General features: G+C 54.5%; 12 protein-coding genes and 1 pseudogene. All 13 read right to left on the reverse strand.

Translation table 11 applies throughout. The features are described 5' to 3' along the window. Positions 1-15: 15 nt before the first annotated feature. Positions 16-912: pseudogene (locus QZR18_RS07745) on the reverse strand (aminotransferase class V-fold PLP-dependent enzyme); the annotation flags it as partial. A gap of 9 nt (positions 913-921) precedes the next feature. Continuing rightward, a complete protein-coding gene (sufC, locus tag QZR18_RS07750; protein ID WP_009409518.1) occupies positions 922-1674 on the reverse strand; it encodes a Fe-S cluster assembly ATPase SufC in 753 nt (250 codons plus the stop codon). A 60-nt stretch (positions 1675-1734) separates the two neighbouring features. Next, complete coding sequence (gene sufD, locus QZR18_RS07755) at positions 1735-2916, reverse strand: Fe-S cluster assembly protein SufD (RefSeq protein WP_178705231.1); 1182 nt, start codon at positions 2914-2916, stop codon at positions 1735-1737. Beyond that, positions 2916-4361, reverse strand: a complete 1446-nt coding sequence (gene sufB, locus QZR18_RS07760; protein WP_009409520.1) for a Fe-S cluster assembly protein SufB — start codon at positions 4359-4361, stop codon at positions 2916-2918. Before sufB ends, sufD begins: the two co-directional genes overlap by 1 nt. 39 nt (positions 4362-4400) lie before the next feature. After that, the gene (locus QZR18_RS07765) at positions 4401-5093 is read right to left on the reverse strand and encodes a metalloregulator ArsR/SmtB family transcription factor (protein ID WP_178705228.1); all 693 of its coding nucleotides are present in this window, start codon (positions 5091-5093) and stop codon (positions 4401-4403) included. 137 nt (positions 5094-5230) lie between these two features. After that, positions 5231-5848 (reverse strand): NUDIX hydrolase, encoded by a 618-nt coding sequence (locus QZR18_RS07770; RefSeq protein ID WP_295910861.1) that lies wholly within the window; start codon positions 5846-5848, stop codon positions 5231-5233. A 14-nt stretch (positions 5849-5862) separates the two neighbouring features. Beyond that, positions 5863-6768, reverse strand: coding sequence for a copper transporter (locus QZR18_RS07775; protein ID WP_178705222.1), 906 nt, complete (start codon positions 6766-6768; stop codon positions 5863-5865). A gap of 12 nt (positions 6769-6780) precedes the next feature. Beyond that, positions 6781-7989: a putative cytokinetic ring protein SteA gene (gene steA / locus QZR18_RS07780; RefSeq protein ID WP_178705219.1), complete on the reverse strand. Its 1209-nt coding sequence runs from the start codon at positions 7987-7989 to the stop codon at positions 6781-6783. Then, on the reverse strand, positions 7986-9671 hold the full coding sequence (gene recN / locus QZR18_RS07785; protein ID WP_178705216.1) for a DNA repair protein RecN: 1686 nt from the start codon (positions 9669-9671) through the stop codon (positions 7986-7988). The genes steA and recN overlap by 4 nt, the downstream gene beginning before the upstream one ends. Continuing rightward, the gene (locus tag QZR18_RS07790) at positions 9668-10525 is read right to left on the reverse strand and encodes an NAD kinase (protein WP_178705213.1); all 858 of its coding nucleotides are present in this window, start codon (positions 10523-10525) and stop codon (positions 9668-9670) included. The genes recN and QZR18_RS07790 overlap by 4 nt, the downstream gene beginning before the upstream one ends. A gap of 14 nt (positions 10526-10539) precedes the next feature. After that, on the reverse strand, positions 10540-11391 hold the full coding sequence (locus tag QZR18_RS07795) for a TlyA family RNA methyltransferase (RefSeq protein WP_178705210.1): 852 nt from the start codon (positions 11389-11391) through the stop codon (positions 10540-10542). Then, on the reverse strand, positions 11391-11528 hold the full coding sequence (locus tag QZR18_RS07800; RefSeq protein ID WP_178705207.1) for a hypothetical protein: 138 nt from the start codon (positions 11526-11528) through the stop codon (positions 11391-11393). The genes QZR18_RS07795 and QZR18_RS07800 overlap by 1 nt, the downstream gene beginning before the upstream one ends. A gap of 2 nt (positions 11529-11530) precedes the next feature. Further along, positions 11531-14089, reverse strand: a complete 2559-nt coding sequence (locus tag QZR18_RS07805; protein ID WP_295910866.1) for an HAD-IIA family hydrolase — start codon at positions 14087-14089, stop codon at positions 11531-11533. Positions 14090-14451 lie beyond the last annotated feature (362 nt).

The following is a 14451-nucleotide window of genomic DNA, read 5'->3' on the forward strand; positions in this document are numbered from 1 at the left end:
TTGTGCCATTCACCCAGCGACCTGGGCAATCGGCTGGCTACCGGCTTCAAAACGCTCGGGGGCCGGCATAAAGGTCGAGGATTCCATGGTGACATCCTCGATCATCGAACCACCGGTCAGAACGGGCGGCATCTGTGAAAGAAGCTCGGCTCTCCCCCACAGCGCTCCGATACCGGTTGGGCCCAACATCTTATGCGAGGAGAAGACCGCAAAATCAACTCCGAGTTCCCTGACGTCGACCGGCATGTGCGCACTGGACTGACAGGTATCAAGAAGCACAAGAGCACCGCATTGACGTGCACGCGAAACAATCGACTCAACAGGAGAAACAGCACCGGTCACGTTCGACACGTGTGTAAAGGCAACCAGACGCGTGTGGTCATCAATTACCCCAAGAGTCTCACAATCAATCCGGCCATCTTCATGAAGGTCGAGCCAGCGAAGCTCCGTCCCGGTTGCAGCACAGAGCTGCTGCCATGGAACTAGATTTGCATGATGTTCCGCTCGGGTAATAACAATGTTATCTCCCGCCGCAAGCTTGACAGGTGAGGGCTTTGCAGCACTGTCTAGCGATGCGTTTCGCATTGCCAGTGCAACTAAATTAATTGCCTCTGTTGCGTTCTTTGTCCAAACGATCTCATTGGCACGACCACCAATAAAATCAGCCAGAATCGAGCGTCCTTCTTCGAAGGCAGCAGTCGACTCGTCACCCAGCAGATGCGTCCCACGATGTACTGCGCCATTGCTGGTGCGGTAGAAATTACTGATCGCATCGATGACCTGCACAGGCTTTTGCGAAGTCGCGCTGAAATCGAGATAGGCAATGGGGTTGCCACCGCGGCCGACCCTCCCAAGGATGGGAAAGTCGGCGCGCAGTCGCGAGAGCTCTTGAAGCGAAAAGTCTTCAGTCACCGAGAAAGCTCACTTCTCCAGGTAGGAATCGTAGCCATTCTCTTCCAGCTCATCAGCAAGTTCAGGACCACCCTGAGCTGCAACCTGGCCGTTGACAAAAACATGAACATGGCTGGGCTTGATATAGCGCAGAATACGCGTGTAGTGCGTAATGAGCATAACTCCGCAGCCGGTATTGCCGTGGACGCGATTAACGCCTTCAGAAACAATGCGGAGCGCATCGACATCCAAGCCGGAGTCGGTCTCGTCAAGGATCGCGAAGGACGGCTTGAGGAGCTCCATCTGGAGAATCTCAAGGCGCTTCTTTTCACCACCGGAGAAGCCAACATTAACGTCACGTTCTGCGAAGGAAGGATCCATCCGCAGATTCTCCATAGCCTGGTTCACGTCCTTCACCCACTGACGAATCTGGGGTGCGTGACCGTCAACCGCAGTCTTTGCTGTACGCAGGAAGTTCGAAACCGAAACACCGGCAACTTCAACCGGGTACTGCATTGCCAAGAAAAGGCCAGCTTTCGCGCGCTCATCAACGCTCATGTCCAGAATCGAAGCATCATCGAGGTAAGCCTCGCCACTGGTAATTTCATAGGCGGGGTGCCCTGCAAGAGCGTAGGCAAGAGTTGACTTGCCCGAGCCGTTGGGGCCCATAATTGCGTGAATCTCACCGGAGTTAATGGTCAGGTTCACGCCCTTCAGAATTTCCTTCGGTCCTTCAGCGGTCTCAACGGATGCGTGAAGGTCTTTAATAGTCAAAGTCGACATTTTTTCTCCTCTTCGGCGCTAGACGCCGCACTGTAGTTGTCGTCCTACTGTCGTGTAGCCTCAGGCGCCAAGAGCGGCGCGTTCCAGTTCATTTTCAATTGCGTTCATCAGGTGTTCTTGAACCTGCGGAACGCCGATTTGTTCAATAAGTTCGGCGAAGAATCCACGAACGACCAAACGACGTGCATCAGCTTCGTCGATGCCGCGGCTCATCAGGTAGAAGAGCTGTTCGTCATCAAAGCGTCCGGTTGCGGATGCATGTCCAGCACCGACGATTTCACCGTTCTCAATTTCGAGGTTAGGAACGGAGTCGGCCTTCGCTCCTTCACTCAGCACAAGGTTACGGTTGAGCTCGTAGGTATCGGTTCCATCGGCAGCTTCACGGATCAGGCAGTCCCCAATCCACACTGAGTGTGCGTCCTTCCCTTGAAGTGCACCCTTGTATGTCACGCGGGAGTAGCAATTGGGCTGCGAGTGGTCAACGAACACTCGGTGCTCAAGGTGCTGACCAGAGTCAACGAAGTACAGGCCGAGCATGGTCAATTCGCCGCCGGGACCGCGATAGTCAGTATCAGAGCAGATACGTACGAGGTCACCACCAAGGCTCACCACAATGTGACGAACCTTAGCGTCACGACCAATCGCAATGCGGTGATTCGATGCGTGTACGTAGGTGTCGTCCCATTCCTGAATTGAGACGATTGTCAGATCCGAGGCGTCACCCGCCTCAATCTCAACGGTCTGGTTCAGCGCACCTTCGCCGCCGCCTCGGTGATTAATAACAACGGTTGCGGCAGATTGGCTTCCAACACTGACAAGCAGGTGCTGAACACGGGCATGCTCGTCACCGTCAATATCAATCATGACGGGGTCAGTGACCTCGGTACGTGGAGGAACAGTGACGATTTGTGCCCGGGTGAAAGTATTCCACGCAACAACCGACGTGCGGTCGCCAGGAGCGAGAACAGTTCCCAGACGCGAATCATCGCGCCCGACCTCTTCAACAGTCACTTCAGCAGGTGCGTTCACCTGCAAGCCCAGGGGCTGTGACTCAAAGAAGCCCGGATCAAAGAGTTTCTCAATTCGACGAAGCGGAGTAAAACGCCAATCTTCTTCGCGCTCATGAGGCGCAGGAATCTCTTCAAGAGAGAAAGAAGTGGGACGATCGCCTCGGGATGAATGTGCTACGGGTGCTCCCGCTCCGTGAGAATGCGGACGGGCAGCGGTCTCTTGGGTCGTCATCAGCCAACAGATCCTTCCATCTGCAACTCAATGAGTCGGTTCAATTCAAGGGCATATTCCATGGGGAGTTCCTTAGCGATCGGCTCGACAAAGCCTCGGACGATTGTCGCCATCGCCTCGTTCTCATCCAGACCACGGCTCATCAAATAGAAAAGCTGATCGGCGGAAACCTTAGAAACAGTAGCTTCGTGTCCCATTTCGACGTCATCGGTACGGACATCGACGTAGGGATAGGTATCAGTACGCGATACCTTGTCCACAAGAAGCGCGTCACAGAGCACGTTGGACTTCGAGTGACGGGCACGTGCATTGATCTGAACAAGACCGCGGTAGGACGTGCGGCCACCACCACGAGACACCGACTTCGACACGATCGAAGAAGAAGTGTGGGGTGCCATGTGAACCATCTTTGCACCGGTGTCCTGCTGCTGCCCCGGACCAGCAAAACCAATGGAGAGAGTCTCACCGCGAGCATGCTCACCCATGAGGAAGCACGCAGGGTACTTCATCGTGATGGCAGCACCCATATTGCCGTCAACCCATTCCATTGTGCCGCCCTCGTCGACCATTGCACGTTGAGTCACAAGGTTCAGCACGTTTGTCGACCAGTTCTGCACGGTGGTGTAACGAACACGCGCATCCTTCTTCACAAAGATCTCAATGACACCGGAGTGCAGAGAGTTCTCATCGTAAATAGGAGCGGTACAGCCTTCAACGTAGTGAACGTAGGAACCTTCATCAGCAATAATCAGGGTACGCTCAAACTGTCCCATTGCCTGGGTGTTGATACGGAAATAGGCCTGAAGAGGAATGTTCACGTGTACGCCCGGCGGGACGTAAACGAAGGAACCACCAGACCATGCTGCGGTATTCAGAGCAGAAAACTTGTTGTCTCCAGCCGGAACGCATTTACCGAAGTACTCTTCGAAAATCTCCGGATGCTCGCGCAAACCAGTGTCGGTGTCAGTGAAGATCACACCCTGCTTCTCCAAGTCATCTTGGATCTGCTGGTAGACGACCTCGGATTCATACTGAGCAGCAACGCCAGAAACCAGGCGGTTCTTCTCAGCCTCGGGAATACCCAGACGATCGTAGGTATCACGAATTTCTTCGGGAAGGTCTTCCCAGTCATTCACCTGACGATCAGTGGGGCGCACATAGTACTTAAAGGCATCGAAATCGACACCCGAAAGATCAGGACCCCACGTCGGCATTGGCTTACGCTCGAATAATTCAAGCGCCTTCAAACGCCGTTCGCGCATCCACTGCGGTTCGTCCTTTACATCAGAGATAAAACGGACAACCGACTCGTTAATACCAAGGGGGACATCTTTCGAATAGTCATCGTTATCGTGCCACCCGTACTCATATGCGCCGATAGAGCTGATAATCTCATCGTCACTCATCTGAGTAGTTGCGTCGGTGACCGGTGGTGACTGGGTCATATTTTTCCTCGTCAATTCGGTTATTTTAGTAATGCGCTGCTACTTGCGAAGAGCAGCTCGCGCGGCGGGAGAGATGACAGGTGCAGAAACCGGAATATTGGTTGTGCACACGTGTTCCCCACTCGCAAGTGTTGCAAGTCGTTGAACGTGAACATTGAGCAGTCGCGAAAACGCAGCAGTCTCGGCTTCACACAGCTGTGGGAAGTCCCCTGCAACCTGCCTAATTGGGCAATGCCCCTGACAGAGCTGGACAGCATAGCCACCGCGACCAATATCGCGAACCGTTGCTGCATAGCCATCTGCAGTAAGCGCATCTGCGAGAGCTTGTGCACGCAGCCTCGGGTCACTACCCGCCTCACGGACCGTAGCCGTATAACGCCTTTCGATTTCTCGAGAGCGAGCTGCAGCAAAAGAATCAATCGCTTCTCCCCCACCAACTTGCCCAAGGTAGCCAAGGGCTTTCGAGGCGAGGTCTGAGTAACTTTCAGCGAGTTTTTCGTGCGCCCGAGCAGTGGCAACATAGTGTCGCGCGGGACGTCCGCGCCCGCGTCGTCCAACCTGTCCCGGTTCGTGCTCGGCAATTTCGTTATCGGAAAGCAAGATGGTGAGATGACGACGCACCGCGGCGGTCGTCAGTCCGAGAATGCGCGCAATTGTCGAGGCGGTTACCGGCCCCTTCTCAACAACAAGGTCACGTACCTGCTGCCGGGTGCGCGCATCACTGCTCTCCACGCTGCCCTCCAAGCGAATTACATTCACGACTGTTCAATCTCATGAAAAGCATACGCTCTTTATGAAACATTTTCGTTGCGAAATACGGCTCGATTTGCGCGACTCGCATCACAAGTCTTAGGCCAAAGGTCCTTTACTTAACGAAGCCATTGAGATGACAGGCCTCGAAGCTGCCAGCCGCGACGGCGCGCCGCATCTGTTGCAAGAACAGCAGACACAGTTGACGCATTATGAAGGCGCCCATCAAGTGCCGCGGTTACGGCATCATCAAGGCTCACCCACTGGTATTCAAAATCAGCTTCTTCATCCTCACGGTCAAAAGTTTGACCTGTTGGCGCTAGGCCTCGCGCAAGAAAGATTCGAATTGATTCAGACGAACATCCTGGGGAATTGAAGATATCGAGAAGAACGTCCCAGCGTTCTGCCGTCAAATCAGCTTCTTCAGCCAATTCTCTCTGAGCACCAATCAGCGGATCTTCGCCCGGAATATCAAGGAGTCCGGCGGGCACTTCCCACAGTTTTGCGCGGACCGGATGACGATACTGGCGTTCCAGAAGAACTTCCTCATTGCCATCATCTCCACGGAGCGCGACGATGACCACTGCACCAGGATGCCCCATGTATTCACGAACAATGGGTTGCTGAGAGTGTGCAAGAGTGAGCTCATCACGTTGGATATCGAAGACTTTTCCTTCGAAAACAGTTTGAGACGACACTAGCTGAACAGGGACATGCTCATCTTGAAATTCATTCACGGCTCTATTGTCTCTCACTGAGCGGGAGGGAAAACCGAGGTTGCGCCGCTACCGACACCGAAGGAACGCGCACTTGCATGGGCATCCTTGAGGGCCAAGACCGCGCAAATCGTTCCCTGTGTCGTTCCAACCTGATCGACCGTAGTTGCCGCAACGTTTGCATTACGTAGGGCACTAATGGTGGAACGGTCGCTTGAAGCATCACCAAAAATAACGCCACCGACCGGCGCATTTCCAATCATCTTTGCCAAGCCTTCCCATGATGCTTGTGAGGCCAAAGGCGCTGCGGCCGTAGTCTCATTTGCAGATGTCGTAGTTGCTCTGGGACCAATAACGACGATTGCCTGAGCACCGCCCTGAGGATCTTTAGAGATCTTCATAACGGGGGTGTCTCCACCCGTGAGGATTTGCTTAACAAGATCAGGCTCAGATCCGGATTGAGTTAATGAAGAAACGATTGCCTGCGCAATCACTGCCTCGGCCCCCGCATCTGCTGGCAAACCACTCAAGTGCGAGGCAAGCGGCGTCGCTAAAGTGCTACGGAAAGTCGCAGAATCTCCGCTCAGCCACGTATTCGTTAGCTCTGCCTCGCCCGAAACTTGCGCGCCAGCCTGTCCGAGGGTTTGACGCATTGAGTCAACATCCGCAGCATCTGTTCCCGGCACCGTCACAAGCGCAACCGAAACCCCGTTCAGGGAACCATTGATTCGGCTCTGTGCAAGTTCGAAGACTGCGCGCGCTTCGATCTTGCCGTTGTTCTGCGCCTGTGCAAGCGCCTCGTTTGACGAGGCCGTGGTGGCCTTTGACGCCAAACCTGAAGAAATTCGCGACTGAAGCGGTCCCGCACCGAGGACAACGCCTAGGCACAGCGCAACAAACACCGCGATCAAAGAAACAATGTGATAGCGAAAATTCACCATGAGATATCTTCCTTAAGCAGTGAGTGCGCCAGCCCAGTTGGCTAGCTCAGAGGTTGCTGAATTCGTTGGGGACCACAGGTGCGAAACCCAATCCCACACACCGGTAAATAGGTCGTGTCCCCATGGAGTTGACCAGAGCGCAATACCCATTGAGATTAGAAGGACACATGACAAGAGGAAAAGCGAGCCACCGCGGATACGGCTTCGATAAGTAGCGCTGACAGCTTGCGCAGGAATTAAAAGATCACCGGCTCGCAAACGGATCAAGAACGCGGGCGTGACAACCGAACGCGAGAGCTCAAGATAGTCCTCAAGCTCGCGAGCATCCCCCGCAACAACAATTGCGGCAGGATCCATAAAACTCAAAACGCTGATCGCCACATCAACTGCTGCTGCAGTGAGATCGACCTGGTGATAATCGATCCCCATACGATTAAGACGATCACGCCCCTGATCACCATCATGAGCACGCGGAACAACAATCTCGGCGCCGCTACGCAGGATTCTGTCTGATACTTCAGTCATATCACCGACGATGATTGCCGGCTTTAGATGGGCACGACGTGCGCGAAGCGCACCACCCTCTACCGCGACCACAATAGGCTGCGTGTCACGGATCCACTGACGGAGGTCTTTCAATTGCTGGCTGGACCGCGGGGAATCACAAACTAGAAGAACCTGTTGACCCGCAATCTTGGTCGATAGCTTCGGATAGCCTTCGCCGTGAAGAACCGCAGCGCCTTCATTTTCTAGGAATGTCGCGGTGGATGCTTCAAAAGCCTGAAGTTGGTCGGAGAGAGTCTGATCAGCATTGGGAAGCTCATCCTCTAGCGGTGAGCGGGAATCGTATCGGTTCCCTTGCGCAATTCGTTTTCCCTTGCATTGAATTTCAGAACCAACGATCCTCACCGTATCGCCGTCTTTAAGGGCCCACACATCTGGTCCGCAATCATCAATTAGCACTATGCCTGCGTCAAGAAGGGCCTGGGGGCCGCGGCTTCGAACACGGCCGGTTACCGAAAGCTGTGCATTAATCACAACTCTCGCGCCGCTTTCGATAAGAAGCTCCGCGTCTGCCTGAGTGAGATCGTTGTCCTCAATCAGTAAAAAATCACCGTTGTCGAGCTGAGGTACCTTCTGGTGCAGGTCTCTGGCGATCCACACACGTCCCTCAATCGAGGTAGCATCGCTACCTGAAAATCCTGATTTTTCTTCCGTCACGCCTTCGATTGTGGCATGTCCTGGCCAAGGAGCTCATAAGCATGTCGGCGCGCCGCCTCAGAGTGCGCATCCCCACTCATCATGCGCGCAAGCTCAGCAGCGCGTTCTTCACCCCCAAGCACGCGGATCGAGGTTCGGCCATCCGACTTCTCGATGTAGAGATGATGATCGGCATAGGCAGCAACCTGCGCAAGGTGAGTCACGACAATGACTTGATGATGATCAGCGAGCCGAGCAAGACGAGCGCCAACCTCCACTGCCGTTTTCCCGCCAATTCCAGAGTCAACCTCGTCAAAAATGAAGGTGACATCGCTGTCGGACTCCCCCAAAATCACCTCTAAAGCAAGCATGACGCGGGAGAGTTCGCCTCCTGAAGCACCCACGCCTAGGGGCCTCGGCGGTGCCTGCGGGTGTGGTTGGAGGAGCATCACAGGGTCTTCAAGACCATGAGACTGTGGGGTGTGTTTCTCCCAATCGACGCTAAAAGACGCATCAGGCATCGAAAGAGAGTGAAGTTCATGTGTCACCTTTGAACTGAGTTCTTCTGCCAATCGCCGGCGCGACTGAGCCAGCGCTTCACCAGCTACGAGCACCTGTGTTTGAGCTTTCTCAAGCTCCTTCTCCACAACCTCTGGACTGTCGTGTTGTGCAGTTAGTGCTTCAAGGCGTGAACGCGCATTCTTCTCCCACTCGAGAAGTGAGGGAATATCACTTGCTCTTCCCTCCATGAGTTGACGTAGGGAGGAGCGGCGGGAGTGCAACGCCGCCAAGGCCTCGGGATCGGCTTCAACAGTTGAGAGGTAGTGTGCTAGATCATCACGGACACTGGCCAGTTCCATTGAGGACTGCTTAAAGCGCTGTCCGATAGAGGCAAGTGCATGGTCCACACGCGCCCCCATCCGAAGCGAATCAAGAGCGCGACCAATCAAATCGAGGATGCCATCGGTATCTTCATCTCCATCAAGGAACTCAACAGCAGTGCCAACATGACGGCGGAGATCTTCCGTGTTAGTCAGGCGCTGAATCTTTGAAAGGATCTCTTCTTCTTCGCCTTCTTGAGGCTTGAGAGAATCAAAAAGTGCCAACGCGCTCGAAAGCTCAGAAATCTCTTCCTGTCGCTCACTCGAAGAACGCCTCAGTTCACGCAAACGCGAGCTAAGATCGACGGCTTTCTTCCACGCCGCGCTGTACTCATTGATCAGATTCTGGTGTTCGTCTCCACCGTAGGAATCCAGAGCCTCTCGTTGAGCACTCGTCGAACGAAGACGAAGCTGATCTGATTGACCATGAATAGTGACAAGGGAACCAACGATCCTCGAGAGAGCAGCAGCCGGCATCGCGCGTCCTCCGAGGGCAGCACGCGATCGTCCGTTTCTCGGAATTGTCCTCGAAACATATAGGAGGTCGTCATCGAGCTGTGCGCCCATCTCTTCTAGTTCGTCGGCAAGAGTGCGCGGAACCGAAAAAACCCCGTCAACACTTCCACGATCAGAGGCATTTTCGTCGCTGCTTTGACGAACGATCTGGGGGTCGGCTCGTCCCCCTAAAAGCAAGTTAAGGGAAGTAAGAACCATAGTCTTGCCCGCACCTGTCTCCCCGGTCAGCACGGTAAAACGTGGAGCGAAATCGACATGAGAGCTTTCAATAACTCCCAGGTTCTCGATATCCAAAGACTCGATCACTTGGCGTTTCCTTCCGGGTTCCTCCATCCACGGACAGGCAAGTTAAACTTCGTCACCAGACGCTCAGCGAAAGGAGTATGCTCCATTCGAACCAGGCGCACTGGATTTTGTGATACTCGTGCGACTACTGAGGTGCCGGCAGGTGCAATCGTTCGACGGAGGCCATCGCACCAGACTTCAGGAGCACTCCAATGCTCTTCATTAATCACAACTTCAATCGTCGACCCGGGACCCACAACGAGCGGTCGAGTGAAAAGCCCATGCGCCGCAATCGGAGAAATCACAACAGCTTCCGTATCGGGCCACACAACCGGACCACCGGCGGAGAAAGAATAGGCGGTCGACCCCGTGGGTGTCGCGAGGATCATTCCATCTGCACCATATGTTGAAACGTCCTGGCCATCGACTACCAATACAAGGTGTACAGGGTGGGCGGGATCGGTGTGCTTCACAACCGCATCATTAAGCGCCCAATCGGTGATGAGATTTTCACCGGGGAGTTTGATGGAAATATCCAAAGTTGAGCGTTTTTCCTCGTGGTACTCCCCCAGCGCAAGGCGATGCATCAGAGTGGGAATTGACTCCGGCGAGGCCTCGGCTAGGAAACCCATGTGGCCAGCATTGATCCCGAGCAGGGGAATATTGAAGCGACGAGCTGATTCAGCAGCCGCAAGGATGGTGCCATCTCCACCCATCGCTAGGACCAGATCAGGCCCATGATCATTGGGGAGGTTCTCTGCCTCATCTTCACCAATAACTTCAATTCCAAGTTGCGTGAGCTCACGCACTGCAACTTCAGTTGCGGCAATAGCAGCAGGGCGTTGAACGTGCCGAACCATGAGAATTCTTTTCATGAATACCCCTCTCCCTATGCATTCTTGTGCAAGTGAGTGCCAGCACCGCGTCCTGCAGGCCCCTCATCAATGGCTTTTTGAATCGATTCAGGGATCTGAGAATCCTCTAAGGCCTCAGGATGGTTTGCACGCATAGAAACAAAATACTCGACGTTCCCGGATGGACCCGGAAGCGGAGATGCTTGAACAGCGGCAATCCCCAAGCCGAGGCCTCGTGCGCAGTCGATCACCCGAGTAATAGTTTCGCGGTGATGGTCAAGGTTCCGCACGACCCCACCGCTACCCAAACGATCTTTTCCAATCTCAAATTGTGGTTTGACCATTAAGAGGAAGTCAGCACCGGATGCGGCAACACTCACAAGGGCCGGAAGAACGAGTGTCAAAGAAATGAAGGAGAGATCCCCAACAACCAGCTCTGGGGCTGGGAGGATATCGCCTGCCTTCATTAGGCGCACATTGGTTCGATCCATAACTTCGACTCGCGGATCACTCTGAAGACGCCATGCCAGTTGTCCATAACCAACATCAACTGCGACAACGCTGGCTGCCCCCCGTCGAAGAAGCACGTCAGTAAAACCGCCGGTAGATGCTCCTGCATCCATGCATCGACGCCCCTGAACAATCGGCGCGTGTTCACCCAATGCGTCCAAGGCACCCGCAAGCTTAAAAGCTCCACGAGAGACATAATCGGGATCATCGCCCTGAGTAATCACCAATGCCTGGGCTGGATCCATTTGACGAGCAGGTTTTTCAACAACCTGCCCATCAAGAAGAACCCGTCTCTGGGCAATGAGTTCTTGCGCATGAGAACGCGAACGGACCATCTTGCGCCGAACAAGCTCAGAATCGATACGCCGTAATTTCATCAGCTTAGGCGTCCTTCTAGTTCACCTCGAAGGCGCTGATCAAGCTGTCGAAGCAGTTCGATCTGCTGCGCGACGGGAAGCTCATCAAAGTTATCAGGCAATGATGAGCCGCCCGCCTCGCTTGCCTCTAAGGACACGATCAGTCGTCCTCTCCGTCAAGATCGCTGGTCTGAGCCAGAAGCTCTTGGAGGTCTTCTTCACCGGGGAGGAACTCTAGGGTTTCAGCCACGCCTGAGACATTCTCTTCGGGAATCACACCTTCTTCGGATTCCTCAACAGGCACATCGAGAGCTTCGAAGTAACCCGAAGGATCGTCATTAGGCACCACCGTCAAAGTCGGGCACACAATCTCAATCTCTGAGGGTGAATCCCAAGCAGCTGCTGCAAGAGCGCGGTAGGAGTCCATACTGATGACGGCTCCTTCTCGCAACTCAACATCGTCAAGGGTCAAGTGTCCATCACGACACAGGCGTGCAACCTGGGAAATACCGCAAGTCCACGTTCCGTCAGCATGGTGCTTGGGCGAAGGATGTTCTTCAAGTAGTCCGCGCATATCCAATGCGAGGTAGCTTGGACGCTGCCCACGGGGTGCACAAATCACTGCTCGGGCATCGTGAACGCCGGTGAGCACGTGGAGCGCAGGAATACCTGCGGCAACCGCGCCGAGGATATCAGTTTCAAGTCGGTCACCGACTGCGATCGGGTTTTGACTGTCGATCAGTTCTGCGCCACGCTGGTAGATTCCAGGTTCCGGCTTACCCGCAGCAATCGGCCGCTTGCGAGTTGCATAGCTGACTGCGCGTACTAGTGCACCATTGCCCAGCGCGAATCCGCGCTCCTGTGGAAGCGTGGCATCCAAATTGGTTGCAAAGAACTGAGCACTGCGTTCCAAGGCAAAAGCAGCTTCAGTAAGCTGGGCCCAAGTAACCGAAGCATCAAAGCCCTGAACGACTGCTGCAGGCTGATCGTCTGCGCTCTCAACCAAGATATAACCGGCCTCGCGAAGTGCCTGACGCAGTCCCTCTCCACCGACAACGTAGACTGAGGCACCCTCATCAAGGTGTTCGCTCATCACTGCAATGACATCCATGGCAGAGGTCATGATGTCAGACGGCTGTGCCTTGAACCCAAGCTCATCAAGCTGAGCAGCAATCATTGCGGGGGTGCGTGAAGCGTTATTGGTGACAAAACCAATCTTCAGACCTGCTTCACGAGCCTCTTCGGCAGCCTGTGCCGCATGTTCGATTGGAAGCTTGCCCGCGTACGCAGTGCCATCCAAGTCCAGAAGGGCTGCATCGAAGTTGGTGTACAGAGCACCCTTCGAGCCCTTGAGAGGTGAGCGACGATCATCTACATCAGCATCTGCAAAGAGGCCGACATCGACGATATCCGGGTCTTCTTCCTCTTCTGGGATTTCAGCCTCCACCTGAGCTGCTTCTTCTTCACGTCCGAGTTCACGAAGACGATCTGCCTTAACTGACATCAGACGGCGAAGGAATTCAGGATCTGCATCCGAGCCGAGTGTTGCGATCGCATCGTCAACGATGACAAGGCCAACTTCGTTTTGTCCCAGATCGGCGCGCGCACCCGAGGAAACAAGCACTAGTTCGACTTGTTCTGCAAGATCAAGCTGGGAGGTATCAGTCTGGTCGATAATTTCGATGGCTCGCTCAGGGCGTCCCAATCCGCGTTCGCAGTCTGCTTCAATGGCGCGCAAGGAAAGATCACCACGGAGGCGTCGCATAGCGCGAACCTCGCGCAGCGCTTCCTCGTAGTGGCCAGCGGCGTAAGCAGTAAGGGCCGAGGCCTCGCGAACAACATCGACACGCCCCGCGCGCGATGCTGCAGCTTTAGCGTGCTTGTATGCGAGCTCAGGATCGAGGTCGATCAGTTGGCCCGCCATCACAAGGTGGCGCGCAACGATATCGCGGTTGATTCCTGAAAGCGTGGACAGTGCGCGAAGCGCATCTTTATCAAGTTCTTCAGCAGAAACGCCTGCGGGAATCGTAGGTTCGTCACCATTGGGAGCGGTGTATTCGTCGCGCGAACGCGGCGCGCTCGAACGTTGGGTATCACGGAAATTACGTCCTCCGCGCTGATCACCGCGTTCATTACGGTCAAAACGACGATCCGAACGCTGACCATCACGACGATCACGAGAGAAACCACGCGAATCACGCGAATCACGATCAAAGCGGCCAGAACGCTCACCGCCCTGGCGACGATCTCCATACTCAGAAGAACGGAAATCACGATCAGAACGCTCGAAACGACGTCCTCCGCGCTGATCACCGCGTTCATTACGGTCAAAACGACGATCCGAACGCTGACCATCACGACGATCACGAGAGAAACCACGCGAATCACGCGAATCACGATCAAAGCGGCCAGAACGCTCACCGCCCTGGCGACGATCTCCATACTCAGAAGAACGGAAATCACGATCAGAACGCTCGAAACGACGTCCTCCGCGCTGATCACCGCGTTCATTACGGTCAAAACGACGATCCGAACGCTGACCATCACGACGATCGTAACGATCTTCTCGGTTGCCCCCAGAAAAACCGTCGCGACCGTTACGGCGGTCTGAAGATTCAAAACGACGCGGCCCACGAGAGGAATCCCCGCGAGAGTACGAACCGTTGCCTCCACGGGAACCACGTCCACGACGCTGCGAGGAGTCAAACCTATCTGCCACAATTCCTACTTTCTTGGGGTCCGATGACCGCACCTATCTTGAATTAAAACTATGAACCTAACCAGCATAGTGGGCTGTGCGAAATGAAGCTAGTGGGCATAAGGAGCTGTGGAAAAGCAACTCGTGTGGCTTTCATCGCTCAAGCGAAAAACCGACCGACACGAAGAGCAAGAAATATCTATGCGAGCCTGCGGGTTCAAGCTTAAAAGAACGACCGCGTACGGTAGTCGCGTGTGTATGGATACGGGGTGGAGGACTGTTGTGTGTTGTGTTGTGTTTGCCTGGTAGGCGCGTGTGGGTGAAAGAGGGGGGGGTTTGGAACAGTGTTCCAACCCCCCCCTCTCTTTTGAAGAGTGTTGTGG

The sequence above is a fragment of the uncultured Actinomyces sp. genome, from assembly GCA_900541895.1.
In the GTDB taxonomy this organism is placed as follows: Bacteria; Actinomycetota; Actinomycetes; order Actinomycetales; family Actinomycetaceae; genus Pauljensenia.